The sequence below is a fragment of the Polaromonas sp. UBA4122 genome (genome assembly GCA_002381615.1).
Classification (GTDB): domain Bacteria; phylum Pseudomonadota; class Gammaproteobacteria; order Burkholderiales; family Burkholderiaceae_C; genus Polaromonas.
In genome coordinates this window covers 1-24,024 of record DFWY01000010.1, presented here as the reverse complement: position 1 = coordinate 24,024, position 24,024 = coordinate 1, and the positions used below count along the sequence as shown (strand labels likewise).

General features: G+C 54.5%; 26 protein-coding genes and 3 pseudogenes. 4 read left to right on the top strand and 25 right to left on the bottom strand.

The window, feature by feature from the left end; translation table 11 throughout:
- Positions 1–128: 128 nt before the first annotated feature.
- Positions 129–404, bottom strand: a complete 276-nt coding sequence (locus B3F77_RS01650) for a type II toxin-antitoxin system YafQ family toxin (protein WP_293603272.1) — start codon at positions 402–404, stop codon at positions 129–131.
- The gene (locus B3F77_RS01645) at positions 401–694 is read right to left on the bottom strand and encodes a hypothetical protein (protein WP_293603271.1); all 294 of its coding nucleotides are present in this window, start codon (positions 692–694) and stop codon (positions 401–403) included. The genes B3F77_RS01650 and B3F77_RS01645 overlap by 4 nt, the downstream gene beginning before the upstream one ends.
- A gap of 302 nt (positions 695–996) precedes the next feature.
- On the opposite strand from B3F77_RS01645, the gene B3F77_RS01640 reads away from it, so the two are divergent.
- Both B3F77_RS01640 and B3F77_RS01635 read left to right on the top strand, forming a co-directional pair.
- On the top strand, positions 997–1,206 hold the full coding sequence (locus tag B3F77_RS01640) for a TA system antitoxin ParD family protein (RefSeq protein WP_293603270.1): 210 nt from the start codon (positions 997–999) through the stop codon (positions 1,204–1,206).
- Positions 1,206–1,484, top strand: coding sequence for a type II toxin-antitoxin system RelE/ParE family toxin (locus tag B3F77_RS01635; RefSeq protein ID WP_293603269.1), 279 nt, complete (start codon positions 1,206–1,208; stop codon positions 1,482–1,484). Before B3F77_RS01640 ends, B3F77_RS01635 begins: the two co-directional genes overlap by 1 nt.
- Before the next feature lie 64 nt (positions 1,485–1,548).
- Here the strand turns inward: B3F77_RS01635 and B3F77_RS01630 are convergent, their stop codons facing one another.
- The 22 genes and pseudogenes from B3F77_RS01630 to B3F77_RS01525 all read right to left on the bottom strand — a co-directional run.
- Positions 1,549–2,493, bottom strand: coding sequence for a UDP-glucose 4-epimerase family protein (locus B3F77_RS01630; protein WP_293603268.1), 945 nt, complete (start codon positions 2,491–2,493; stop codon positions 1,549–1,551).
- A 22-nt stretch (positions 2,494–2,515) separates the two neighbouring features.
- Positions 2,516–3,646, bottom strand: a complete 1,131-nt coding sequence (gene wecB, locus B3F77_RS01625; protein ID WP_293603267.1) for a non-hydrolyzing UDP-N-acetylglucosamine 2-epimerase — start codon at positions 3,644–3,646, stop codon at positions 2,516–2,518.
- Positions 3,639–4,649, bottom strand: a complete 1,011-nt coding sequence (locus B3F77_RS01620; RefSeq protein ID WP_293603266.1) for a polysaccharide biosynthesis protein — start codon at positions 4,647–4,649, stop codon at positions 3,639–3,641. Before B3F77_RS01620 ends, wecB begins: the two co-directional genes overlap by 8 nt.
- A gap of 26 nt (positions 4,650–4,675) precedes the next feature.
- Complete coding sequence (locus tag B3F77_RS01615) at positions 4,676–5,548, bottom strand: dTDP-4-dehydrorhamnose reductase family protein (RefSeq protein ID WP_293603265.1); 873 nt, start codon at positions 5,546–5,548, stop codon at positions 4,676–4,678.
- Between the two features lie 32 nt (positions 5,549–5,580).
- Complete coding sequence (locus B3F77_RS01610) at positions 5,581–6,807, bottom strand: glycosyltransferase family 4 protein (protein WP_293603264.1); 1,227 nt, start codon at positions 6,805–6,807, stop codon at positions 5,581–5,583.
- Positions 6,804–7,925, bottom strand: coding sequence for a glycosyltransferase family 4 protein (locus B3F77_RS01605; protein ID WP_293603263.1), 1,122 nt, complete (start codon positions 7,923–7,925; stop codon positions 6,804–6,806). The genes B3F77_RS01610 and B3F77_RS01605 overlap by 4 nt, the downstream gene beginning before the upstream one ends.
- Positions 7,909–9,795 carry an asparagine synthase (glutamine-hydrolyzing) gene (gene asnB / locus B3F77_RS01600; protein ID WP_293603262.1) on the bottom strand — a complete coding sequence of 629 codons (1,887 nt, stop codon included), beginning with the start codon at positions 9,793–9,795 and terminating at the stop codon, positions 7,909–7,911. Before asnB ends, B3F77_RS01605 begins: the two co-directional genes overlap by 17 nt.
- Before the next feature lie 86 nt (positions 9,796–9,881).
- Positions 9,882–11,213 (bottom strand): O-antigen polymerase, encoded by a 1,332-nt coding sequence (locus B3F77_RS01595; protein WP_293603261.1) that lies wholly within the window; start codon positions 11,211–11,213, stop codon positions 9,882–9,884.
- A 6-nt stretch (positions 11,214–11,219) separates the two neighbouring features.
- On the bottom strand, positions 11,220–12,275 hold the full coding sequence (locus tag B3F77_RS01590; protein ID WP_293603260.1) for a glycosyltransferase family 4 protein: 1,056 nt from the start codon (positions 12,273–12,275) through the stop codon (positions 11,220–11,222).
- Positions 12,272–13,561, bottom strand: a complete 1,290-nt coding sequence (locus tag B3F77_RS01585) for a lipid II flippase MurJ (RefSeq protein ID WP_293603259.1) — start codon at positions 13,559–13,561, stop codon at positions 12,272–12,274. Before B3F77_RS01585 ends, B3F77_RS01590 begins: the two co-directional genes overlap by 4 nt.
- A complete protein-coding gene (locus B3F77_RS01580; protein ID WP_293603258.1) occupies positions 13,558–14,703 on the bottom strand; it encodes an NAD-dependent epimerase/dehydratase family protein in 1,146 nt (381 codons plus the stop codon). The genes B3F77_RS01585 and B3F77_RS01580 overlap by 4 nt, the downstream gene beginning before the upstream one ends.
- Positions 14,700–15,977, bottom strand: coding sequence for a Vi polysaccharide biosynthesis UDP-N-acetylglucosamine C-6 dehydrogenase TviB (tviB, locus tag B3F77_RS01575; protein ID WP_293603257.1), 1,278 nt, complete (start codon positions 15,975–15,977; stop codon positions 14,700–14,702). The genes B3F77_RS01580 and tviB overlap by 4 nt, the downstream gene beginning before the upstream one ends.
- An 83-nt stretch (positions 15,978–16,060) precedes the next feature.
- Positions 16,061–16,201, bottom strand: a pseudogene (locus B3F77_RS01570) (sugar phosphate nucleotidyltransferase); the annotation flags it as partial.
- A 19-nt stretch (positions 16,202–16,220) separates the two neighbouring features.
- Complete coding sequence (rfbC, locus tag B3F77_RS01565) at positions 16,221–16,766, bottom strand: dTDP-4-dehydrorhamnose 3,5-epimerase (protein ID WP_293603256.1); 546 nt, start codon at positions 16,764–16,766, stop codon at positions 16,221–16,223.
- Positions 16,763–17,650 carry a glucose-1-phosphate thymidylyltransferase RfbA gene (gene rfbA / locus B3F77_RS01560; RefSeq protein WP_293603255.1) on the bottom strand — a complete coding sequence of 296 codons (888 nt, stop codon included), beginning with the start codon at positions 17,648–17,650 and terminating at the stop codon, positions 16,763–16,765. Before rfbA ends, rfbC begins: the two co-directional genes overlap by 4 nt.
- Positions 17,651–17,738: 88 nt before the next feature.
- Positions 17,739–18,104, bottom strand: coding sequence for a MarR family EPS-associated transcriptional regulator (locus B3F77_RS01555; RefSeq protein ID WP_293603254.1), 366 nt, complete (start codon positions 18,102–18,104; stop codon positions 17,739–17,741).
- Between the two features lie 318 nt (positions 18,105–18,422).
- Complete coding sequence (gene rfbD, locus B3F77_RS01550; RefSeq protein ID WP_293603253.1) at positions 18,423–19,352, bottom strand: dTDP-4-dehydrorhamnose reductase; 930 nt, start codon at positions 19,350–19,352, stop codon at positions 18,423–18,425.
- Positions 19,349–19,753, bottom strand: coding sequence for a PIN domain-containing protein (locus B3F77_RS01545; protein ID WP_293603252.1), 405 nt, complete (start codon positions 19,751–19,753; stop codon positions 19,349–19,351). The genes rfbD and B3F77_RS01545 overlap by 4 nt, the downstream gene beginning before the upstream one ends.
- A gap of 8 nt (positions 19,754–19,761) precedes the next feature.
- A complete protein-coding gene (locus B3F77_RS01540) occupies positions 19,762–20,013 on the bottom strand; it encodes an antitoxin (RefSeq protein WP_293603251.1) in 252 nt (83 codons plus the stop codon).
- Between the two features lie 44 nt (positions 20,014–20,057).
- Positions 20,058–21,131: a dTDP-glucose 4,6-dehydratase gene (rfbB, locus tag B3F77_RS01535; protein WP_293603250.1), complete on the bottom strand. Its 1,074-nt coding sequence runs from the start codon at positions 21,129–21,131 to the stop codon at positions 20,058–20,060.
- Between the two features lie 107 nt (positions 21,132–21,238).
- Positions 21,239–22,090 (bottom strand): Wzz/FepE/Etk N-terminal domain-containing protein, encoded by an 852-nt coding sequence (locus B3F77_RS01530; RefSeq protein WP_293603249.1) that lies wholly within the window; start codon positions 22,088–22,090, stop codon positions 21,239–21,241.
- Positions 22,091–22,249: 159 nt separating this feature from the next.
- Positions 22,250–22,375: pseudogene (locus B3F77_RS01525) on the bottom strand (dTDP-glucose 4,6-dehydratase); the annotation flags it as partial.
- 227 nt (positions 22,376–22,602) lie between these two features.
- Between B3F77_RS01525 and B3F77_RS01520 the strand changes: the two are divergent.
- Positions 22,603–22,938: an H-NS histone family protein gene (locus B3F77_RS01520; protein WP_293603247.1), complete on the top strand. Its 336-nt coding sequence runs from the start codon at positions 22,603–22,605 to the stop codon at positions 22,936–22,938.
- 128 nt (positions 22,939–23,066) lie between these two features.
- Here the strand turns inward: B3F77_RS01520 and B3F77_RS20865 are convergent.
- Positions 23,067–23,141, bottom strand: a pseudogene (locus tag B3F77_RS20865) (SDR family oxidoreductase); the annotation flags it as partial.
- A gap of 244 nt (positions 23,142–23,385) precedes the next feature.
- Between B3F77_RS20865 and B3F77_RS01510 the strand changes: the two are divergent.
- The gene (locus B3F77_RS01510; protein ID WP_293603245.1) at positions 23,386–23,916 is read left to right on the top strand and encodes a phasin family protein; all 531 of its coding nucleotides are present in this window, start codon (positions 23,386–23,388) and stop codon (positions 23,914–23,916) included.
- Positions 23,917–24,024: the final 108 nt, after the last annotated feature.

Below are 24,024 nucleotides of genomic sequence, written 5' to 3'. Positions count from 1 at the left end.
TGTCGGTTGGCGATTTTGCATCAAACCCCGCGAGCAGTGTCAATGCCAACCTGAGCGAGGTTGCAGGCTCCCTCGTCATCGAGACGCCGCAGGCCGTGGCGATCCATGCCCGTTTGCGAATCCATGGCTCAATACACCGCATCGTGGTCGCCGACATTAATTGGAATGATCTGCTCATCGCGAATCAACAGCTCCAGCGTAATGCGGTAGCTAAGGTTGATCGAAATCGACTGCAACCCTTTCAGTCTGCCACTCAACGCATGCAAGCGCAGTGATGGATGAAACGGGTTTACTTCCAGTAGTTGCAGGGTTTTCAGGTATTGCTGGCGCAAATAAGGATGCCGTTTCAGCCAGCGCACGGCGCGGCGGTTGTAGGCATCCGTGAAAACCAACTTATAACTCATGCCAGCTTATCAAGCCGTGCCAAATGCGCCTCGGGAGACTCCTGCACAAAGCGCCCCGCCGCCAAATCAGCGCGGGTTTGTGCCAACGCAGCATCCAGCTCGCATTCGCGCAGATGGTGATAGTGCGCAATATCCATCACCACGAAACGATCCTTCCCCCGCACCGAAACAATCGCCTCGGAATGCTCGGACAGCATGGCTTCTATGGCCGCCACCCCTTTGGTTTTCAAATCATTGGCGCTAATGTGAGACATCGTGATCCCCTTGCAATAGTACTGCAAATCGTACATTTAACCACACGATAGACAAAGCTGTAAAGAGTCCATGAATCCGTGGATTGCCGCGTCGCTGCGCTCCTCGCAATGACGAAAGTGCCGTCATTACGAACCCATTCCCGTCATCGTGAGACCGCAGGTCGTGGTAATCCATGGGGCGAAATTACTATTAATTTAATAGCTACTCACGCTTTACTAGCAAGGGCCATAGGCACAAAAGCTTTAAATTAATTGGAATATGACCCGCCAATTAACCAAAAAGGCCCCTTTTGGAACCTTTAGGACTAGAATGATCCAATATTTATCTGAAGACTGCCATGGCTATCAACGTCAAACTTTCTGAAACACTGGTTAACCAAGCACGCCGCTACGGCGGCGTGCAGCATCGCTCCATCCCAAAGCAGATCGAGTATTGGTCACAAATCGGGAAAATCGCTGAAGAAAATCCAGATCTGCCTTTTGCCATGATTCGCGAGATCCTGATCGCTGATCAGGAAGAGGTGATGGGCGAGTACCAGTTCGGCTGATGAAGCTGCTCGTCACAGCCTCGTTTGTGAGGGCTACGAAAAAACTTCATAAGCCGCAGAAAGCCGAGCTGGATAGCGCCGTGCTCGCTATCAGCACAGACCCGGAAATCGGGGAGTCCAAGGTCGGTGATTTGTTCAGGGTACGCATCTACAAGTTTTGGCTGTCAAATCAGCTATGCCTTTTGGCCTACCGCGTTCTCGATGATGATTACCTGAAACTACTCACTTTCGGGTCCCATGAAAATTTCTACCGGGACCTAAAAAAGCTTGACAACTGAATCTTGCAAATGCACTGCTGCGTGCCCCTGGTGGCTCCCCAAACAGCGCGTATTAAAGCCATTCTCATAGGCCCGCTACAGCCCGCCGCAAACCCTCATCCATCGAAATCGGCGGAGTCCAGCCCAACAACCGGCGGGTTTTTTCAATATCCACCTGCAAAGACCCACATAAGCGCTGGGCCACATCCCGCTTGCCCACCATGGCTGCCGCCAATTTCAGCCAGCTGGCCGGCACAGGAATCAAACGCGCCGGGCGGCCCATGGCCCGGCCCATGCGGCGCAATAGCTCCGTGGTGGAAACATCTTCGCCATCGGACACCAGAAAGGTCTGGTTGGCTGCAGCGGGATGGGTAAGGCAAGTCACGATCAAATCAACCAGGTTATCCAGCGCCACCAGACTTCGCTGGTTATGAATGGCGCCCAGCGGCAAGGGCACACCGCGTTTGAGCCAGCGCATCATGGCTGAAAAGTTAGCCTTCACTCCGGGGCCATAGACCAAGGGCGGCCGGATGATGACTACTTCCATTCCTGTTTGCAAGGCGATCTCGCGCAAGCCCTGTTCGGCCTCCATCTTGGACACACCATAGGCATCCAGTGGCGCAGGCGCATCGTCTGCCGTGAACGGAGATCCTGGCTGCGTTGCCTCACCATTGACCTTGATGGAACTGACAAACACAAAACGCCGCACGCCGGCTGCGGCTGCCTGCCGTGCCAGGTTCAAGGTGCCCTGCACATTAACGCGGCGAAACTCATCCAGCGGGTCTGCAGCCGTATCAGCCATCACATGCACGCGCGCGGCACAGTGCACAACAGCAGAAACGCCCCCAAGCGCAACGGACCAGTCGGTAGAGGGTTCCAAGTCACCCGTCACTCGGGGCAGCGCGCGCGCTGGCCATTGCTGACCATCCCGGCGCACAGCAACTACCACGCGCCGCGACTGATCTTCAGCCAGCAAGCGCTGCACCACTGCTTCGCCGACAAAGCCTGTTGCCCCCGTCACGAGAATCATGTCCAAATATCCCCGACTGGATTTACACCTTGCGCCAGACTTTTCTGTTCACAAAATCTGTGTAACTCAGAATAATTCGCACGATCTTGTCTGACACGTTGTCTGGCGCATAGTCATTCACCATGCGCAAGGCGCGGTGTTCCCCGCGTGGCTGGGTCGCCAATACGTCCAGCCCCTGCAGCACGCGGTCAACATCCATGCCCACAAACATGACCGCAGCCTCTTCGAATCCTTCGGGTCGCTCTTGCACTTCGCGCAGATTCAGGGCCGGAAAGTTAAGAATTGAAGATTCTTCCGTGATCGTGCCGCTGTCTGACAGTACCGCGCGAGCTCCCGTTTGGAGCCGGACGTAATCAAGAAAACCAAAAGGCTTGTGGAACTGTACCAAGGCGTTGGCACTGAGCCCCATGGCGTCCATTCGCTTTCGGGTGCGTGGGTGGGTAGAAACAATCACTGGCAGGGCAAACTGCTCCGCCAGGGCATTCAACACATTAAACAAACGCTGCAGGTTTTCCGGTGCGTCCACATTTTCTTCACGGTGAGAACTGACCAGAAAATACTGGTGCTCTCTCAAGTCGAGGCGGGACAGGACGGTAGACGCCTCCGCTCCCGCACGGTAATACTCAATCACCTCGCGCATCGGGCTCCCCGTCTTGATGATCTGATCGGGTGGCAGCCCCTCACGCAGCAGATACTCCCGCGCAATATCGCTGTAGGTGAGGTTGATATCTGAAGTGTGATCAACAATGCGCCGGTTTATTTCCTCTGGAACCCGAAAATCAAAACAGCGATTACCTGCCTCCATGTGGAAGATAGGTATCTTGCGGCGCTTGGCTGAAATGGCGGCCAGGCAACTGTTGGTGTCGCCCAGCAGCAGCAAAGCCTCGGGCGCATGCTCTTGCATCACCCTATCGGCCGCAATGATCACTTGGCCTATAGTTTCGGCGGCAGTAGCGCCTGCAGCCTCCAGAAAAGCGTCGGGCTTGCGAATACCCAGATCGCTGAAAAACACCTCATTGAGCTCGTAATCGTAGTTTTGTCCGGTATGCACCAGTACATGCTCGCAATGCTGATCCAGTTTTTCGATGACGCGCGACAGACGGATGATCTCGGGCCGGGTACCCACAATCGTCATGACCTTGAGCTTACGCATGGACGACCTCGCGAATGATGTCCAGCTTCATCAACACCGCCTTGACCTGCTCGACATTCAGACGGTGGGTGTTGTGCGAGGTGTAGTCGTCAATTTTGGAAATTTCAGTTTCCCCCTCGACAAAATACTTGTCGTAGTTCAGGTCGCGCGAATCGGCGGGAATCCGGTAGTAACCCCCCAAGTCATCTGCGCGGGCCATTTCTTCGCGCGACACCAGCGATTCGTACAACTTTTCGCCATGCCGCGTACCGATGATTTTCACGTCGCTGGCGCTACCCAGGAGCGCCTTCATAGCCTGCGCCAAGTCACCCACTGTGGATGCAGGGGCCTTCTGTACAAAGATATCACCAGGCTGTGCGTGTTCAAACGCGTACAGAACCAGGTCCACTGACTCCTCAAGCGACATCAAAAACCGCGTCATGTTCGGGTCGGTAATGGTGAGTGGCTTGCCCTGCTGCAATTGTTGTAGAAATAGCGGAATCACCGATCCGCGCGAGGCCATCACATTGCCGTAACGCGTTGCCGACAGCACCGTTTTACCCAGGTCGCACAAACGTGACTTGGCCACCATCAGCTTCTCCATCATGGCCTTGGAGATGCCCATGGCGTTGATAGGATACACCGCCTTATCGGTGCTGAGCACCACGCAGCGCTTCACCTCGTTGGCAATGGCCGCCCGCATCACGTTTTCAGCCCCGAGCACATTGGTACGCACTGCTTCCATTGGGTAAAACTCGCACGACGGCACCTGCTTGAGCGCAGCCGCGTGAAACACGTAGTCCACACCGCGCAGCGCATCATGCACGCTGTCGTACTCCCGTACATCACCAATATAAAATTTGAGCTTGTCGCTCTTCAGAGCGATACGCATGTCTTCCTGCTTTTTTTCGTCGCGGCTGAAAATGCGAATTTCTGCAAAATCTGAATGCAAGAAACGGTTGAGCACGGCGTTGCCAAATGAGCCCGTTCCGCCGGTAATAAGCAGTACCTTGTCTTTAAACATCTCTGACATCCTCTCTGTATGTTGATTCAAGTAAATTCGTGCATGCGGCGCACCAACTCTGGCCAGGCAGCCGGCTGGTAACCCGTCATCTCGCGGAAGCGGCTGGAGTCCAGCGACCGGTCAATCACCAGCTTGTCATCCGGCGTGATGTCTATGGACTTGCCGTAGGCCTGTGCCACCAGCTTCAGCAACTCAAACTTGTTGATCGGCTCGGCAGACACATGATAGAGCCCCCGCAAATCGGCGTTTGGGATCACGAAGTCGCGCATGACACGGGCCAGCTCTACCGTTGGCAGACCTGAAAATATGGCGCGTTTGAAGCCTTTTACAGGCCCATGTTGCGCCAGAAACCAGCCAACCAAGCCGTGCGCACTACTAAGTTCATGGCCAATGATCGAGGTGCGCAGCGTGACTGCATGCGGATAGTCCACCTCACCCAGGTATTTGCTCCGGCCATACAAATCTTGCGCATCCGACACGTCTTGCTCACGGTACATGCCCCGGGTACCGGCAAACACGCAGTCAGTGCTCATGTGAATCAGGCGGGCACCCGCCACATCACAAAGCCGGGCCAGCCTGTGAGGCAGCAGCGCATTGATGGGAATGGCGGCCAAGGGGTCGTCGGCTTCAGCAAGTTGCTTGACCAGGCCAACACAGTTAATCACCACGTCGGGGCGGGCCAGCGTGAATAGCCGCATGAGGCTGTCTGCGTTTTCTACATCCACCCCACAGATCACATGCTCGCGCAGCTCGGGCGGCAGCAGGCGCAGCACACCCGCCGAGCGGGCCGAGCCCACCACCGAATAGCCTTCGCTCTGCGCGAAAATGCGCAACACTGCGTTGCCCAGCATGCCGGATACGCCCAGCACCAGTACTCTGGTTTTTTGGTTTGTAGTCATTGAATCAGGTTCCTGTTTTTCATTATTTCTTTCTATGGCTTGCGCCCTGCCAAGACCTGTGAAAAGTATTGCACCAGCTTTGTAGCGAGCATGGCCGGGTCGAAATGCTGCCTGTAATAAATATGACCTGCCTCGCCCATGCGTTGTAGCGCATCAGACGGAATAGCTCTAAGCCGCAGCACTGCCTCGGCCAGCGCAGCAGCGTCTTCGGCGGGGCAAGACACGCCAGCGCCTGATTCTTCAAGCACCCGGGCGCCCTCGCCATCCAGCGATACAATGATCGGTTTACCTGCGGCCAGGTAGGCTTGCACTTTGCTGGGCACCGTCTGGCTCATGATGGGGCTACGTGCCAAACTCACCAGCAGGGCTGAAGCCTGCGCCAAAATGCCCGGCATGGCCTCGGGCGCAAACCGCCCCGGCAGTTGCACATTACCCAACTGGCGGCGAGCCACCTCTTGCTGCAACCATTCACTCCGGCTGCCGCTGCCCACAAGCACCACGCGCACATCAGCGTGCGGCTTCAACAGCTCAGCCGCATCCAGTACGGTGCCCAATGCCTGCACCGTGCCTAAGTTTCCGGCGAACACCACGTTGAAACCAGGTTCCAGCACCAAAGCTGGTGGTCCCAGTGGCTGTGCTTGGCTGAATGCCAGCTCGCCAGGGTTAGGGTGGTATTGCACCGGGGTTGTGCCGGCCATAGCCTTCACCGGGGGAATGAAAGCCTGCGACTGCACCAGCAGCAAATCACAACGCCGGTAAATCCAGCGCACCAGCACAGCCACCATAGCCAGCAAGCGCCGGTTACGCACAAAACCGGTTGCCTCCAGGCTTTGCGGCCAAAGGTCTTGCACCCAGGTTACCAACTTCGCACGCTTCATGAAGGCAAGCCACACTGCAGGTATGGCCTGAGTAATCGGCGAAGGGGCATATACAAAAACTACGTCGAAACGCTGTTTACGCAGCAACCACGGCCCCAGCACACATGCACTTAGCACAAACGAAAGATAGTTGGCCACTAAGCCAATTGCGCCTCCCCGCCCCCGCGGCACTAGCGGGACACGATAAATGCTGTAACCCCCTTCATGTTGCTGCGCCCCGAAACCAGCAGCGCGGTAGCCATCAAATACCTCGCCCCGCGGGTAGTTCGGCTGGCCAGTCAGAATTGTTACTTCGTGGCCAAGGTCGCGCAGTGACTGAGCAACCTCTGTAATGCGAAACGTTTCTGGCCAGAAATACTGACTCAAGACTAGAACCTTCATTTCGTGACTAATCCGGTGATGTGCCGCCAAGTCGTCCGCGATGTGTTGGCCCAGTCGAAGTCAGCGCTGCGCCGGGCTGCTGCCGCAGCGAGTTCGATTCTGCGAGTCTCGTTTTGAAGGACCCGAGCCAACGCGTCGCAGATACTGGTCGGGTCGGTGGGGGTGAAATAATCCACGGCATCAACTCCAAACTCGGGCATCGGCATCACATCTGACGACAGAACGGGTCGACCGGCACCTAATGCTTCAAGTAATATGTTGGGGCAGTTCTCGCACGAAGATGCAAACAGATTCACCGTGGCATGGTGGTACGCAGCAGGCAGATCAGCGTAGGCGATAGGCCCAACAACCACTATTTGACTCTCAAGTCCTTTTGTTCGGGCCAGCTCAGTGACCCGACGCACCAACGCGTCATCCAGCTCACCGATAAGAAGCAGTTTGTAACGCCTGGCTAGATCTGATGGCAGGGCAGCAAAGGCCGATGCCACCTCCAACTGGTGCTTGTATATATCGAAGCGGGATACGTACAGCAAATAGTCACCCGTTGGCAGCCAACCGGGCCGTTGCAGTGTCTGTGCATGCGTGCGGAATGCGGCGCTGATGCCGTGCGGGATCGTGACCGGATTGGGCACCCGCGTGAGCGCTTGGATGACACGCCGCGCATGGTCTGAGATAAAGATGGTCAGATCCGCGTTCGCCATACTGCGCAGCATGACCCGCTTGAGAATAAAGTTGCGAACCTTCTGCAGACCAATCGGGATGCGTGCAAGCGCCTCGGGGTCGAATGGGATCATATTACGAAACATCGTCACCACCTTGCAGCCGTTGGGTACACGCGACAGAACTACTCCCCCGGGGCAAAACAACACATCAACCTTTTCCCTGAAGAGAATACGTGGCAGCCCAAACCGCTCCCACAAGCTTCGTAGCACCGGGTTTTCTGTCGGCCAGTTGGTAGTAGCGCGGTGGATGCGCCTATCGTCAGGCAACCGTAGCGAGGGCGGCGCGTAGACCAGTATCTCAAGCTCAGGCTGCTCAGGCAGATGGGTCAGCAGATTCTTCAAGTAGGTCTGCCCGCCGCCAAGCCGAGCGGACAATGCGTTAATGACAATTTTCATTATTAGACGCGAAATTACGATAAAACTGCAATAACACTAAAATTGCCCAAAGACAACTATGTGCCTGACGCTCGCCGGACTGATGTTTTTGCCAAAGGTCGAGGACCGCAACTCGATCCAGACCTAATATAGCCATAGACGATTCATCGGCTAGTAAATCTTCGGCCCAAATTCGCAATTCACCACGAAGCCAGCGCGCCATTGGCACACCAAAGCCCATTTTTGGGCGATCGAGAATCTCTTTCGGAACGTAACGATAAGCTAGCTGACGAAGCAAATATTTATTGACGCCTCCACGAATCTTCCATTTAATAGGTAATTTCGCAGCCCATTCCAAAATTGTATGATCGAGCAGTGGTTCACGTGCCTCAAGTGAAAATGCCATGCTGCCGATATCGACTTTCTGTAGATAATCGTCAGGCAAGGTATAGGCTATATCCAAGCGCATTGCCGCCTCCGCCGCAGTCAGGTTTTTCGGCATTGCAGCCCTCTGCTCTTCGAATAATGAGGCCAATGATTTTGTCTCTGCACGTAATTCAGACGTCATGACAAACGTGAAGTCCTTGATAACGCTCCGCATGAAGGCAAACGTCTCAGTATTGCTATTTGCACTGAGCGCACTGCCCAACAGACTGAACTTATGACCGGGCAGGCTGCCCGCGAGCTTAGATATCCCTTTGCGCAATGCCTTGGGCCAACGCTGCAACATGCTAAGCGCTTGGGCAATTCGATAGTAGTGATACCCACCGAATGCCTCATCACCACCGTCGCCAGAAAGGCTGACCGTGACGTGTTTGCGCGCTAAACGGGAAACCGCCATGACCGGAAATGCCGAATAATCAAAAAATGGCTCATCATATTCGGCCAGATATTTTGGCATTAGCGCCAATAAGTCATTTGGAGACAATTGCTCGCAAATATGTTCTGTGCCCAGATGGTTGGCAACCGCTTGAGCATGTCTGCTTTCATCAAATTCGCCATCCTCGAAACCAATGGTGAAAGTCTTTACCGGCCCGGTAGCATGTTTCTTCATGTACGCCGCGACCAATGAGCTGTCAATCCCTCCTGATAGAAAAGCGCCTAGCGGAACATTACTGACCATGCGCAATTGAATTGATTTGTCGATGATTACATCGAGTTCATCGATTAGTTCAGCTTCACTCTTTTGCACAAGCGTATTATCTGTGGTGATCGAATTAAGCGACCAGTAACAATGTTTCTCGATACCGGACGCATTTATCAGCATGTAATGCCCTGGCTCCAATTTTCTTATCGCCTGATGACAGGAATATGGTGCCGGTATATAGCCAGACTCCAAATAATAACGTAATGCCTGGCGGTCAAATTCACGCGACAGACCGGGGATAAGTTCGTACAGAGCTCGTGGTCGCGACGCGAATGCGAATACTCCGTCAGCTGCATGATAATAGAGCGGCTTGACACCTACGCGGTCACGCGCGATAAACAGGGATTTTTCGAAACGGTCCCAGATCGCAATCGCAAACATTCCATGAAATTTCTGCAGGCAATCCGGTCCCCATTGGCGATAGGCTGCGAGAATAACCTCGGTATCGGACTCGCTCCGCCAAGCATAGCCCGCCCCAATCTCCGCTTTGACCTCCGCAAAGTTGTAGATCTCACCGTTGAACACAATAATAAAGCGACCGTCACCCGAGCTCATCGGTTGCGCCGCCTTATCGCTCAAGTCGATGACCGCCAATCTGAGATGACCGAAAAGCACGTGTTCATCTTGCCATACACCTCTGCCGTCCGGCCCCCTCGATTCAATCGTATCAAGAGCGCGATGCATGTTTGCGCTTGCAAACCGGGGGGAGTCACCCCAAGTAAAACCACCAACTAGACCGCACATATAACTCCAACATTAAGCATTTTTACTTACCCAACCAGGAAACGTTTGAGATAAGAGATAATTTTTAACTTCATCGGATACCACGGTTACATATTCCTGGGTTCATACCCAAAAAATAACGGCCGAGAACGGAAAATAAAAGACAAGATAGTCATTATCATCCAGACCAATATAATTTCTCTTAGTGAAAAGTTATATGTCAGTACTGAGAACGTGGCCAGGTAAGCGAGATACGAATTGAAATAGGCGGTCCAAATACCTCCTCTCTGTATATTCAAAAGGTATCTCCAACTGACAAATATACCGATTACGGCGATGATCAATGGAGCTCCAAAGGCCCCATAGTCTTGGTAAAACGCACGGATCGCAGTATAAATATTCGTCATTATAGGAGAATAAATATATTCTTTATTGTTAGGAATTTCAAAGCCGCATTGGAATAGGGCGTTACATATTCGGTATAGCTCCGTCATTGTCTCAAATCCGACGGGTGCATCGCCAAACTGGAATCCTGCTTCGGTTATGTAAATTTGCTGGGTCTCCAAGATGGATATCTCCCCATTGTATCCGGAAATAAATGCATCTAAACCACCCAGCCCTCCGACAACATAATCATAGAGATTACCACCCCCCTCATCTGCTTGACCTCTCAAATATGGAACCGTTACAGTCGCAATAACCACTAATATCATTCCACTCGCGATTAATTGCAAAAGCTTTTTCCGATTGTTGACAAAATACAAACTATAAAAAACGCCAAAGACCAGGATCGTTCTTATAATCCCACTCCGTTCGAGAAAGCAGATAGAATAGAGAATTGCCAACGCGATTGAAACACCAATATATTTTCTTGATAATAGGCTATAAACTGAAATAGTAGTTATGATTATCGGCGCAAAGTAGTTAACGTACTTCACCTGAGAAGTTAACTTCAAAATTAACGGAACGTTATAATCTTCATTAGCCAAGATACCTCGGACAGTAGCTAGACTTCCAGGTTGGTCCAATAAATCCGAAAAACTGAAACCAGAAAAACTAATTGCATAATACAGGTAAGTCAATGCAATACAAACCGACAATAATTGCAAACCGATCAATAAGAGCACTAGACGGCGGTACTCAAAACCCTCCATTTTTAATGGCTCAATTAGTTGCCGAATTGTCAGGGATGTGCCGGCTTTCATGAGAAAAATAAATGCTGGTATGCAGAATGAAAAATAGAATACAGCCATACTTATAATGGTCCGTCCACGTAGGAAATCATCACCGAACTGATAAATCAACAGACTTAAACACCATGCCAATGAGAAAAAGTATAAAGGTGAATAAAACAGCACCTTTTTTTCTTTAAAGCAGATGGAGCTTGCATTTATCAATACAAAGATTGCAAAAAATATTATAAATAACAATAATCCCATATTAGGTTAGCAAACCTTTCCAAAACCATTAACAATCGATTTAGCAACAACCTCGACTGAATATTTTACGATGACCGCATTTCTCCCGCGCGATCCCATGATAGGCAAGTCTTTTCTGCAAATTAAACAGAGATTTAGAGCATCGAACCAATCGTCGATAGTTACGGCACGAAATCCAATCTTCCCTTCAGCCAAAACTTGTTGATTCATTCCATAAGGCGAAACAATGACTGGCAAACCTGCAGCCATATATTGAAGCATCTTAAAACTGCATTTCCCGCGAGAAATGTCGCTATCGTCAATCGGCATTACTCCGACGTCCATTTCATGCAATACCAAGTGTTCGGTCTCGGCTTGCCACGGTTTGAACACAAGCTGACTTTGGGGCAGCGACGCCAGACACGGCTTCTGATCGGCAACGACGAGCAGGCGTGCGTCTGAATTGGCCGCCAGAAATTTGGCAAGTGCTGGCTCTATCATTTTCAAAAAACGAAAATTACCCGACGTTCCGGTCCAACCTACGACAAAGGGAGCTGTCCTCGATCTAGCTTCCATGCGGGGCTTAAAACGGTCGCAGTCGATTGCAGTTGGAATGATCTGTACCGCTTTGCAGTAATTGGAACACCAGTCGGCGATAAAACTATTACCTGCAAAAACCATGTCCGCTCGGCGAACAAGACGCTTTATGATGCTTTCGCCGAAGGGGCTATACAGCCATATTGCATCGTCGATATCGAGCACGATTGGATGTTTCAGCAGCCCAGCTAAATCATCAAGGTTCGGAATGAAATTGCGTTCCAACCAAGTGACGTCGGCGCGATAACTTCCGACGATGCCTGGGATTCGGGCCGCCAGGTTCAGTGCCGCTTGCGCAGCCATGACTGGCGGCAGGTACCGCGTGCGGATCCGTCCTAGGGCTCCGGGAAGTCGCGCGGCCTGACTGATTACCGGACAATAATCGGTAATGACAATTCCCTGTGACTGAAGATAGGGAATATATTGACGAATCCGGAACCGCGCAGAGGGGATATTCTTCCCACTCGTTAAGGCAGCAACTCTCACTTGAAGCTCAATTCGGCCACATGGCCTATTCTTGCCGACAGGCTGCGGTTTAAATACACATACATCGCCAGCGAATTCAAAGTCATGTAAATCCCGGTAGCAATGGCCACGCCGATGACGCCAAACAAATAGAAGCCGGAAATTTTCAATCCGATGCCGATGGTGAAGCCGATCACACCGATGCGTGTCGGTGTGCTGGTATCTCCCAGTGCATAAAAGCCGGTCGATAGAATTTGCCCGGTCAGTCCGCTGATCCAGAAGCCGCCCAGCGCCACCATAATCAGCCATAGCTGACGAATATCCGCCCCAGAAAAATTACCATGGCCGAACATAAGATCAATTCCATATCTCCCTGGAAACAGCAATATCACGAAGGTACCTGTGCCGATCAGGCTCAAAATTTTAAGAGTGCGCAGCAAGCGCGCTCTAAAACCGACGAAATCGCCCTCAGCAGCCTCCTTAGCGAGAACCGGCACTACTGGAATCGCTAATGCCGCGACCACCACCTGATAGCCCGCCGAATATATCTGCTGCGCAAGATGCAGCAGAGACAATACGCCAGCCGGCGCCATTGAGACCAGAAGTCGATCGACCAGTTGGTCTGTCTTGTAATAGATGGTGCCGAAGATCAGCGGGCGCAACTTGGTTAGCGATTCTTTGAATTGTGGCGTCGACCAATCAGGGCGCATAAGTGGAAAAACGATTGGGAGTTGCAGTAGAAACTGTAGGATCGGACGGATCGCCAAGCCCCAAGCAGCCGCAACGATTCCGCCACGCGGCAAAGTGATAACGATCCACACCAGCGTCAGCGATGACGCGATCACCGCAGTCAGCACTGGATACTGGAAACGATGCCGCGCCTGATACCCTGCAATCATGACAGCGCCTACACCGGTAAAGAACATCCCCGCCAATTGGATCCTTGCCAATACAATAGTCAGTGCTTTGGCCCCGGAAGAGAAGCCGGGGACTGTCAACGGAACCCACCAGGTAGCGGTCAGCAACAGTGCTGCTAGCATTAACCCGAAAATCAATGTCAACGCCGATACGAAATTTGAAATGCTTTGGCGGAATGTATAGTCTTCACTGATCGACAGCATCGGCACCAGGACGAAAGCCAGAGACCCGCTTACGACGTTCAAAATCAGCTGTGGAATAATCATTCCGGCAAACAGCGCATCGGTAGATTCTCCGGGGCCGACCGTGGTAAGCACATACCATTGATACGCAAATACCGCGATAATGTTAAGGCCGGTTAACCCCATTAACCCTAACGCACGTTTCACGTTACAGAGCCCTGACCATTGGCTAGAGTGGTTACCTGGTCCAAGGTATCTGCTGCTTGAAAATAGCGGGCGACATACCAAGGTGCGGCAATTTTTAGTCCATCAAGAATTGCATGAGTGGGCTGGTACTTTAAAAATTCCTTCGCCTTGGTAATATCTGCTTGCGAATGTCTTACGTCGCCGGAACGAAAATCCCGATAAATCGGATCGAGTACCGATGTGTTCGGTTCTAACGTAACGACGAGTCTCTGAATATGATCAAACAGCTGCGTGAGGGGCGTTCGATCACCCACCGCTACGTTGTAAACTTGATTAATAGCACCTTCATTCTGGACTACGGCGGCAAGGATATTTGCCTGTATGGCGTTTTCGACGAAACAAAAATCCCGACTCGTGTCGCCATCACCATTTATATATACCTGCTGCCCCTGAAGCAGCGTGCCGAACCACTTGGGAATGACCGCCGCGTAGGCACCATTGGGGTCTTGCCGGGGGCCAAACACGTTGAAATAGCGCAGGCCGATGGTGTTGAAGCCGTAGCAGCGGGCAAACACGTCGGCGTACAGCTCGTTGACGTATTTGGTGACGGCGTAGGGGCTGAGGGGTTTGCCGATTGTGTCTTCCACCTTGGGTAGACCGGAGTGGTCTCCATAGGTGGAGCTGCTGGCGGCGTAGACGAAGCGTTTTACCTTGGCATCGCGGGCGGCGACAAGCATGTTCAGGAAGCCGGTGATGTTGGCGGCGTTGGTGGTGATGGGGTCTTCTACGCTGCGCGGGACGCTACCCAAGGCGGCTTGGTGGAGTACGTAATCGACAGGGATGCTGCAATTCGGGGAGCCCTCACCCCCGCCCTCTCCCAGGGGGAGAGGGAAAAAAACCATGGCACGCCGGCAGTCTTCAAGCGTACGAATGTCGCCCTTGATGAAGTTGAAGTTGGCCCACTGCGCGGGGGGTACCAGGTTTTGCACCTCGTCGAGGTTCCGCTGGTGGCCAGTGGCAAAGTTGTCAAGCCCAACCACGCGCTGGTTGAGTTTGAGCAAGGCCTCCAGCAAGTTGCTGCCAATGAAGCCAGCCACGCCCGTAACCAGCCAGGTCTTCGGCTCAGCTTGCAGATGGGTTTGGAGTTGGGTGTAGGCGGTCATAGGCGCAGGTCGCTGTCAGAAGCGGGCAGAAGGTATTTAAGGTCGTAGAGCACATGCTCGGGTTTGCCCAAGGCGCGGATGGCGGCCAGGCCCATGGCTTTGAACTGGCGGTGGGCTACGGCGATGATGATCGCGTCATAGTCCCCCATGGCAGGCTGCTGAATGGGGGTGATGCCGTATTCATGCTGGGCTTCTTCTACGCTGGCCCAAGGGTCAAACACGTCGGCCTGCACGTTGTAGTCGGCCAGCTCTTTGACGATGTCCACCACGCGGGTGTTACGCAGGTCGGGACAGTTTTCTTTGAAGGTGAGGCCCATGACGAGAATGCGCGCGCCGTCAACCTGCAGGCGGCGCCGGGTCATGGCTTTGACGAGTTGGGTGACCACGTAGGCACCCATGCTGTCATTCAGGCGACGGCCAGCCAAAATAATTTCGGGGTGGTAGCCAATGGACTCTGCCTTGTGGGTGAGGTAATACGGGTCCACGCCGATGCAGTGGCCGCCCACTAGGCCGGGGCGAAAGGGCAGAAAGTTCCACTTGGTGCCGGCGGCCTGCAGCACGGCTTCGGTGTCAATACCCATCTTGTTGAAAATGAGCGCCAGTTCGTTGATGAGGGCGATGTTGACGTCGCGCTGAGTGTTTTCAATCACTTTGGCGGCCTCGGCCACCTTGATGCTGCCGGCTTTGTGGGTGCCGGCGGTGATGATTTCGTTGTACAAGGCGTCCACAATGTCAGCAATCTCTGGCGTGGAGCCAGAGGTGACTTTTTTGATGGTGGTGACACGGTGCTCTTTATCGCCGGGATTGATCCGCTCAGGGCTATAGCCCGCAAAGAAGTCTTGGTTGAATTTCAGGCCGGAAAACTTTTCGAGGATGGGAACGCAATCTTCTTCAGTGCAGCCGGGGTAAACGGTGGACTCGTAAATGACGATGTCGCCCGCCTTAAGCACTTTGCCCACCATTTCACTGGCCTTGATGAGTGGCGTCAGATCTGGGCGCTTGTGCTCGTCAATCGGCGTTGGCACGGTGACGATGAAGCAGTTGCAGGCACGCAGGTCATCCAGATTGGTGCTGAAGCTCAGGTGTTTGGCGGCCTGCAGTTCATCCGGCTCGGTTTCAAGGGTGAAATCATGGCCTGCTTTGAGTTCATCAATGCGCTTTTGATTGATGTCAAACCCGACGACTGGGCGTTGTTTGCCAAACTCAACTGCAAGGGGCAGGCCTACGTAGCCTAGACCGACGATGGCGAGTTTGATGTCGGATAGTGATGTCACGAGTGCGCTTTCAAAACTGAGTGGACTTGCTGGGTAAAGTGGGCCGTGCCGAAGGCTGAGCCGACAAGCCTGCCTGGTAGAAGCAAGGGTGCTACACGCTTCAGCGTGAGTTGCAGCAACGATTCTCCACCCACCAGAGGGATGAACTGCTTGGGGAAGGCTTTGCGCGGCAAAGGCCAAAGGCGAGTTCCGCTGCCGCCGCAGAGAATAACGGGATAAATCATGAAGCAAGACTGTACAGGTTCATGCAAACACCTCAGCACTTGTAAGAGGCTGACCCAGCATGTCTTTGGCGGAGAGCTGTGGCGCGGCATCCAGAGGCCACTGGACGCCGATGGATGGATCGTCCCACGCAATGCAGCGCTCATAGTGCGGCGCGTAATAGTCGGAAGTCTTGTACAAAAAATCCGCAGACTCACTGGTCACCAAAAACCCGTGCGCAAACCCCAGCGGTATCCACAGCTGCTTGTGATTGTCTTCGCTCAGCTCCACGCCCACCCATTTCCCAAACGTGGGTGAAGCCTTGCGAATGTCCACCGCCACATCAAACACGGCGCCGCGCACCACCCGCACCAGCTTGCCCTGCGGCTGCTGGATTTGGTAATGCAATCCGCGCAGCACGCCCTTGGCGCTGCGGCTATGGTTGTCTTGCACAAAGTTCAGGGCCAGGCCGGTGGCTTCGTTGAAGGCTTTCTGGTTGAAGCTCTCATAGAAGAAGCCGCGCGCGTCACCGAACACCTTGGGTTCGATGATCAACACTTCGGGTATAGCGGTGGGAGTGACTTTCATGGCTGGGCTCCTTCGCTCAGCAGACGCAGCAGGTATTGGCCATAGCCATTCTTGGCCAGCGGTTGCGCCAGCTTTTCAAGCTGCGCGGATGTAATAAAGCCGTTGCGCCACGCGATTTCTTCAAGGCATGCGATCTTCAGGCCCTGGCGGTGCTCCAGTGTGGCGATGAACTGGCCCGCTTCCAGCAGACTGTCATGCGTGCCGGTATCCAGCCAGGCATAACCGCGCTTCATGATCTGCACATTGAGCTGGCCGCGTTCCAGGTAGGCTTGGTTGACGGCAGTGATTTCCAGCTCGCCTCGGGCGCTGGGCTTGACGGCCTTGGCGATGTCAACGACCTGGTTGTCGTAGAAGTACAGGCCAGTAACGGCGTAGTTGCTCTTGGGCTTAAGCGGCTTCTCCTCGATGCTGCTGGCTTTGCCCGCTGCATCAAACGCCACTACGCCGTAGCGCTCGGGGTCTTGCACATGGTAGGCAAACACAGTGGCGCCTGTGGTTTGCGCGTCGGCACCGGCCAGCAGTTGGACAAAATCGTGACCATGAAAGATGTTGTCGCCCAACACCAGCGCACTGGGGGCGTTGCCTACAAACTGCTCGCCAATGATGAAGGCTTGCGCCAAACCGTCGGGGCTGGGCTGCACGGCGTATTGCAGGTTCATGCCCCACTGGCTGCCGTCGCCCAGCAACTGGGTGAAGCGTGGCGTGTCTTGCGGAGTGCTGATGATGAGCACATCGCGCATGCCCGCCAGCATCAGGGTGCTGAGCGGGTAATAAATCATGGGCTTGTCGTACACCGGCAGCAGCTGCTTGCTCATGGCCAGTGTGGCCGGGTGCAGGCGGGTACCGGAGCCGCCGGCGAGGATGATGCCTTTGCGTTGGGTCATTTCTATTCCAGAGATTTAAGACGGGCGGCGTCGATCAACTGACGTACATCAGCGACCAAGGGCTTGGGCAATGACATGGCTTTCATGGCTACATTTCCAACCGGGTGGCCTGGGCTTTGCTCATTTCAGATTTCAGCGCTTCAATCTCAAGCGTCAGGCTTTTGTATTCGGCCACCTTGCGCGCCAGAAAGCGGACCGTGAGACCGGCTTTTTCAGTGACGCCCGTGGGCGTGAGCAGGTAGGCGTAAGCCAGCTTGTTCTGGCTCTTCTTGAAACTCTGCATCTTGATAAAACCCTTGCCCAGCAAGGCCTTCAGGCAATAGTTCGTTTTGCCCAAGCTCACCCCCAGCGCATCGGCCAGCTCGCGCTGGCTCAGGTGCGGGTTGACTTCCAAAAGGCGTAAGACCTTGAGGTGGTTTTCTTCTTGAAGGGATGGAAATTCGGAGGTGTTCATTTAGTGAACGCGAATACTAACACGTGTTGATGGGGGGAGCCCTCGCCCCTGCCCTCTCCCAAGGGGAGAGGGGCCCAAGCGGGGAATGTCGGGTTGCTGCCCTCTCCTGAGTGGAGAGAGGCCAAGGGGAATGTCGGCCTACGTCCTGCTGGCTAACCCGACCAAACTGGTGGAAAGTGGCGGCATGTTGGGCGAACTCTTGCGGATTTACAATGAAATAGTGCTCTAGACAAATAAGGACGGGCACTAGCAGCTATTAATACGATAGCAAATTGCGTATCTTGTGGTGCTGCGAACGGAACAAAAAATCCGTTCGGGCTACTCCCTCTTTCCGGCACTTCCTCTTTCCAGCACTTCCTCCAGCATGCGGTCCACGCCCTGCTGCCAGGGCGGCAACGTCAGGCCAAAGGTGGCTTGCAGCTTGGCGGTGTTCAGCCGCGAGTTATGCGGGCGCCGAGCTGGCGTGGGAAAGGCACTGGTGGGCACGGGGGCCACTTCATTTGCTACTATTTTAATAGCTTGTTGCGCCCACTGTACTTGGGCTAGCACGTGTTTTGCATACCCATGCCAGGTCGTTTCGCCACTGGCGGCCAGATGATACAAGCCGGCATCCTGGGGGCGCTGCTGTACCGGACCCATGACTTGGCGGATGGCATGGGCGCTTACATCGGCCAGCAACTCGGCGCCGGTGGGCGCGCCCCACTGGTCGTCGATGACTGTGAGGCGCTCGCGCTCTTGCGCCAGCCGCAGCATGGTTTTGGCAAAATTGCCGCCGCGTGCGGCATAGACCCAGCTGGTGCGAAAAATAAGGTGTTTTTTGCAGTGTGCCGCTATCAGCTGCTCGCCTTCTAGCTTGGTCTGGCCGTAAACGCTGAGCGGGGCTGGCATGTCGGCCTCCGCCCACGGCTTGGTGCCGCTGCCATCAAACACGTAGTCGGTGGAGTAGTGCACCAGCCAGGCGCCGAGCTTTTGCGCCTCGTGCGCCAATACGCCGGGAGCCAGTGCATTGAGGGTACGGGCCAGCTCTGGCTCGCTCTCGGCTTTGTCCACCGCTGTGTGGGCGGCGGCATTGACGATGAGGTCGGGGCGCAGCGTTCGCACGGTAGCGGCCAGCCCTTGCAGATTGGTCAGATCACCACACAAATCCTGGCTGTGGCGATCCAGCGCGATCACTTCGCCCAGTGGGGCCAAGCTGCGTTGCAGTTCCCAGCCGACCTGGCCGTTTTTGCCGAGCAGGAGGATTTTCATGCGTTTAAATCCCACTCTTCCACGGCCAAGCCGGGAACGCGCAAAAATTCACGCGCGTTGTTGGTCACCAATACCGAGTCCTCGGCCATGGCATGTGCGGCAATCAGCAGATCCATGCCGCCGATAGTCTGCCCGGCCCGCTCCAGCGCAGCACGGATCTTGGCGTAGTGTTGGGTGGCCTCTGCGGGCCACGGGCGCACGTCAAACCCGGCCAGCCACGCTTCGACCGCGGCAGAAAAGCGGACGGAAGCGAGCTTTGCTGCGCCAAAGCGCAATTCTGCCGCCACGATGGCAGACAGCCAGAGCTGCCCACGGTCTAACTCGGTGAACCGCTCGACCATGGAAGCGGGGCGGCGACGCAGTACGTAGCTGCAAATATTGGTGTCCAGCGTCCGGCGCATAACGGATATCAAGACCAGTCGCGCGTTTGCGGCGGGCTGTCATTCCGATCGGCGAGAAAGGTATCGGGCAAGGCTTCAGTAGCCTCATAGAAGCTCCTTAGCCAATCAGCCATGCTCTGATCCGGCGAAGGCTCTGGCTGTACCCAAAGGGCATTGCCAACTTGCTCGATACGAACTTCCTTGGCATCCAGACGCAATTTCGCCGGCAGACGGATGGCCTGGCTGCGGCCGCTCATGAAAAGTTTGGCAGTAACAGTCATACAAATCTCCTGATGTAATAACACATTGGCATATTACATCGAATTCAGCCTGCTGGCTTTGCCTCGTACTGCGTTTGCACCCACTCCCGGTAGGCACCGCTTTGCACATGGGCCACCCATTCCGGGTTGGCCAGGTACCACTGCACGGTCTTGCGGATGCCGGACTCGAAGGTTTCGGCCGGCTTCCAGCCCAGCTCGCGCTCTAACTTGCTGGCGTCGATGGCGTAGCGGCGGTCGTGGCCGGGGCGGTCCTTGACGTAGCTGATTTGGGTGCTGTAGCTGCTGCCGTCTGCTTTGGGGCGCAGTTCATCAAGCAAGGCGCAGACGGTCTTGACGATCTCGATATTGGGCTTTTCGTTCCAGCCACCGACGTTGTAGGTCTCGCCCAGTTTCCCGGCTTGGAGCACGCGGCGGATGGCGCTGCAGTGGTCTTTCACATACAGCCAGTCACGCACCTGCATGCCGTCACCATACACCGGCAGCGCTTTGCCGGCCAGGGCGTTGACGATCATCAGGGGGATGAGCTTTTCCGGGAAGTGGTAGGGCCCGTAGTTGTTGCTGCAGTTGGTGGTGAGTACCGGCAGGCCGTAGGTGTGGTGGTAGGCGCGCACCAGGTGATCGCTGGCGGCTTTGCTGGCGCTGTAGGGGCTGTTGGGCTCGTAGCGATGGGTTTCGGTAAAGGCGGGGTCGGTGGCGCTGAGCGAACCATAGACTTCGTCGGTGGAGACATGCAGGAAGCGGAAACCGGCCTTGGCGCCCTCGGGCAGGCTGCCCCAGTAGTGGCGCACGGCCTCTAACAGGCGGAAGGTGCCGACGATGTTGGTCTGGATGAAGTCTTCTGGGCTGTGGATGGAGCGGTCCACATGGCTTTCGGCGGCAAAGTTGATGACGGCCCGGGGCTGGTGCTTTGCCAGCAGGCTGGCCACCAGCTCGGTATCGCCAATGTCGCCCTGCACAAAGATGTGCCGCGCATCGCCCTGCAGGCTGGCCAGGGTTTCAAGATTGCCCGCGTAGGTGAGCTTGTCGATGTTGATGACAGGCTCATCGGATTGCGCCAGCCAGTCAAGCACGAAGTTGGCACCAATAAAGCCGGCGGCGCCGGTGACGAGAATGGTCATAGGGTTATCTATAAATCAGCGTTAAAACGCCTGCTTACTTTGGTTACGGATACGCCCGAACATGAAGCCCCGCGCGCCCGGCCCGCAGCTGCGTGTCTTGAAAGACTTTATTTCAGGCCCAGCGAGCGGCGAATACGCGCCAATTTACCAGCGGTCTGCGCATCTGCCGCAGTGTTGCGCAGCGCTTGCCGCATGAAAACAAACAGCAGCAGCAGCAGCCCCGTTGCCAGCGTGGCACCAATGGCCAGCAAGGCTTTTTTGGGTTGGCTGGCTTTTTGCGGCAGGGTGGGCGCTTGGACCAGCAGGGCCTCGCTCAGACCTTCCAGTTGGGTCTCCAGCGCGCTGACCTGATTTTGGGCAGCGCCGGCCGCGCTTAGCAGGTCTGCGTAGCCGCGCGCCAGTTCGGTGCCGGTGGCGGTGTTGGCTGCGGGAGAATCCAGGCGTTTGAGCAAGCCGGCCGCAGCATTTTCGGCATTTTGGAGACGGCCTTGCGCTTCGATCAGTTGCACTTCAAGCCGCTTACGTACGCTACCCTTGGGACTGCTTTGCAGATAAGTTTGCTGGAGCACGGCATTGGCCGTAGCTTGTGCCTGCTGAGACGTGCGGGCAGAGACGGTGAGTGTGAGCAGCTTGTCGTTACGCCCCACCGCGACCTTGATGTGCTCGCGCAACGTGCGGCGGGCGTCTTCAACCGTGTCCTCCTTGGTCAGCCCCAGGGTCGTAATCACCGGGTCCAGCACAGCGGCGGTGGTTATCAGGCTGGCCGTGGCCTGCTCTGCCTGGAGCACGGCCACGCTATCAAAGGTTTGCGGCACCATAAAACTGATGCCCAGCGCGCACAACCCCACGGCCAGCGGCCCGATGATGAGCAGTTTGACGTTTTCTGCCAGAGTGACCAGCAGGTCCAGCAAGCCGATCTGTTCCACCGTGGAGGAAAGTGGGCTTTGAATTGCTTCCATTTTTTCTACTTACCTTTGGGATCCAAAGCTGCGTATTCTACGTGGCCCGGCCTTTGTGAATCAGCATGGGCAAGCCTTGCAATACAGGCGCGCCATGTAAAGAGACCCGAACAGTGTATGGCTGCAGACGCTATGTCCGTAGTTTTGTTACAAAGATTACAGACTGTCGCGTTTGCCTGCATAAGTGAGCCTGCCAAGGTTCTGAATCAGCTCGTTGTGCTGCGCGAGCCAATTCAGAACAAAGTTGGTGCTGATACAACCGGCGCCACCGGTGACGAAAATCATGACATTCCCTTTAGATATATAGCGATGTTTGTTATTGTGCTCAATACCCGGGGGCGAGTCAGGTAAAAGACATTATAAAATGCAGCAGTTTTATCAGGGACATGTGAAACAAGTGAGTAATGATGCCAAATCAAATATACTGACTTCGGAATTTCTCAATTTCGCATTAATTTAGTTCCACTTTTACAAACGAATAGCACCTCAATTTTTATAAGGAAAATTTACTCATGTCGAATCTTAGCGAATTACAACGACAGTTTAATGAAGCCGAAGCCAAAGTAAACGAACTGCGCAAAAAACTGGATGAGGAGCGAAAGGGTGAGCGAACGCAAGCCATCGTCGCGGCCAGAGAGTTAATCAAAACCCACGGTCTAACTGGCTCAGAGTTGGGATTTTCCAGCAAAAAGTCCAATAAACCGGTATCGAGTGACAAACGCATCGTTGTCGCGCCCAAGTACCAGGATCCCGCTAGCGGAAAAACCTGGACTGGCCGCGGCAAGGCGCCTACCTGGCTCGCTGCTCAATTGGCGGCAGGTCGCACCAAACAGGACTTCCTGATCTAAAGACCGCCAACTGCGGGGTCTGGCAAGTACCCAGCCCTGCAATTTCAGAAATGAATCGCCTGCATCACCTGATGCATTGCGATGGCCTCGGCCGATAGCTGCGGTTTGGCGCCTTTCTCAGCTTTGTCGCCTTTTCGCCCCAGGAGTTTTTTAACCAGGCGTTTAGCAATGAAGCCTGTGGCTCCCGTGACCAGGTAGTGCATTGTCATGGTGTCTTTCCACTGAACTGCCAAACTAAAAACTGCTTCCTGCATAAACCGCAGCACGCTAAATTCAGCAAAAACCCGCGCTTGGGCCACCCGCGCCGTGCTTTTCCATAGAAGGTCACTACCAACTTTCTAGAAGCCAGCCCCTAAACACCGGCACATGGAGGGCTTATATTTTTGGGTGTGTGCAGCATACTCATTGCACCCAGCTTTCACAACCTTAATCTGTCTGGAGTCCATCATGGTCAAGAAACTGCACAAAATGAGTGGCGACAAAAAAACGGGCTCGCAATTGTCGGGCGCTGTCAAAGAGTCAGCCCAGCAAATTTGGCTGGCCGGCCTGGGCGCTTTCTCCAAGGCGCAGGAAGAAGGCGGCAAGGTGTTTGAAGCCCTGGTAAAGGAAGGTCTGTCGATCCAGCGCAAGACGCAATCGGTTGCCGAAGAAAAGATCTCTGAAGCCACCAGCAAAATGAGCCACATGGCGACCGACATCCAGTCCAGGGCGGGCTATCAGTGGGATAAGCTGGAGAACATCTTCGAAGAACGCGTTGCCAAGGCGCTGAACAAACTCGGCGTGCCCTCTGCCAAAGATGTGGACGCCCTGGTTGCGCGCGTTGATGAACTCAACAAGAACGTGCAGACAATGAACGGCAAGGCTCCTGCTGCCAAAACCGCAGCAAAAACCACGGTAAAACCTGCCGCCAAAAAAGCGTCCAGCCCAGCAGCCAAGCCTGCGGCAGCCAAGCGACCAGCCGCACGCAAATCGGCCTGAGTACCCGGTGCGCACTTGGTGTGCGCTTTGAATTTTAAAAAAGGGACAGGCTGTCCCTTTTTTTACGCCTGTGCCTCGGGATTACTTAGAACTAATCCGTAAATAAAG

Bases quoted from the DNA above. Each gene is read 5' to 3' on its own strand.
- asnB (WP_293603262.1), bottom strand. From the start codon at position 9,795: ATGTGCGGTCTAGTTGGTGGTTTTACTTGGGGTGACTCCCCCCGGTTT.
- B3F77_RS01620 (WP_293603266.1), bottom strand. From the start codon at position 4,649: ATGTTTAAAGACAAGGTACTGCTTATTACCGGCGGAACGGGCTCATTT.
- B3F77_RS01540 (WP_293603251.1), bottom strand. From the start codon at position 20,013: ATGACTGTTACTGCCAAACTTTTCATGAGCGGCCGCAGCCAGGCCATC.
- B3F77_RS01545 (WP_293603252.1), bottom strand. From the start codon at position 19,753: ATGCGCCGGACGCTGGACACCAATATTTGCAGCTACGTACTGCGTCGC.
- B3F77_RS01630 (WP_293603268.1), bottom strand. From the start codon at position 2,493: ATGATTCTCGTGACGGGGGCAACAGGCTTTGTCGGCGAAGCAGTGGTG.
- B3F77_RS01640 (WP_293603270.1), top strand. From the start codon at position 997: ATGGCTATCAACGTCAAACTTTCTGAAACACTGGTTAACCAAGCACGC.
- B3F77_RS01645 (WP_293603271.1), bottom strand. From the start codon at position 694: ATGTACGATTTGCAGTACTATTGCAAGGGGATCACGATGTCTCACATT.
- rfbA (WP_293603255.1), bottom strand. From the start codon at position 17,650: ATGACCCAACGCAAAGGCATCATCCTCGCCGGCGGCTCCGGTACCCGC.
- rfbB (WP_293603250.1), bottom strand. From the start codon at position 21,131: ATGACCATTCTCGTCACCGGCGCCGCCGGCTTTATTGGTGCCAACTTC.
- B3F77_RS01520 (WP_293603247.1), top strand. From the start codon at position 22,603: ATGTCGAATCTTAGCGAATTACAACGACAGTTTAATGAAGCCGAAGCC.
- rfbD (WP_293603253.1), bottom strand. From the start codon at position 19,352: ATGAAAATCCTCCTGCTCGGCAAAAACGGCCAGGTCGGCTGGGAACTG.
- rfbC (WP_293603256.1), bottom strand. From the start codon at position 16,766: ATGAAAGTCACTCCCACCGCTATACCCGAAGTGTTGATCATCGAACCC.
- B3F77_RS01510 (WP_293603245.1), top strand. From the start codon at position 23,386: ATGGTCAAGAAACTGCACAAAATGAGTGGCGACAAAAAAACGGGCTCG.
- wecB (WP_293603267.1), bottom strand. From the start codon at position 3,646: ATGCGTAAGCTCAAGGTCATGACGATTGTGGGTACCCGGCCCGAGATC.
- B3F77_RS01650 (WP_293603272.1), bottom strand. From the start codon at position 404: ATGAGTTATAAGTTGGTTTTCACGGATGCCTACAACCGCCGCGCCGTG.
- B3F77_RS01635 (WP_293603269.1), top strand. From the start codon at position 1,206: ATGAAGCTGCTCGTCACAGCCTCGTTTGTGAGGGCTACGAAAAAACTT.
- B3F77_RS01555 (WP_293603254.1), bottom strand. From the start codon at position 18,104: ATGAACACCTCCGAATTTCCATCCCTTCAAGAAGAAAACCACCTCAAG.
- B3F77_RS01530 (WP_293603249.1), bottom strand. From the start codon at position 22,090: ATGGAAGCAATTCAAAGCCCACTTTCCTCCACGGTGGAACAGATCGGC.
- B3F77_RS01610 (WP_293603264.1), bottom strand. From the start codon at position 6,807: ATGAAGGTTCTAGTCTTGAGTCAGTATTTCTGGCCAGAAACGTTTCGC.
- B3F77_RS01605 (WP_293603263.1), bottom strand. From the start codon at position 7,925: ATGAAAATTGTCATTAACGCATTGTCCGCTCGGCTTGGCGGCGGGCAG.
- B3F77_RS01595 (WP_293603261.1), bottom strand. From the start codon at position 11,213: ATGGGATTATTGTTATTTATAATATTTTTTGCAATCTTTGTATTGATA.
- B3F77_RS01580 (WP_293603258.1), bottom strand. From the start codon at position 14,703: ATGACCGCCTACACCCAACTCCAAACCCATCTGCAAGCTGAGCCGAAG.
- B3F77_RS01615 (WP_293603265.1), bottom strand. From the start codon at position 5,548: ATGACTACAAACCAAAAAACCAGAGTACTGGTGCTGGGCGTATCCGGC.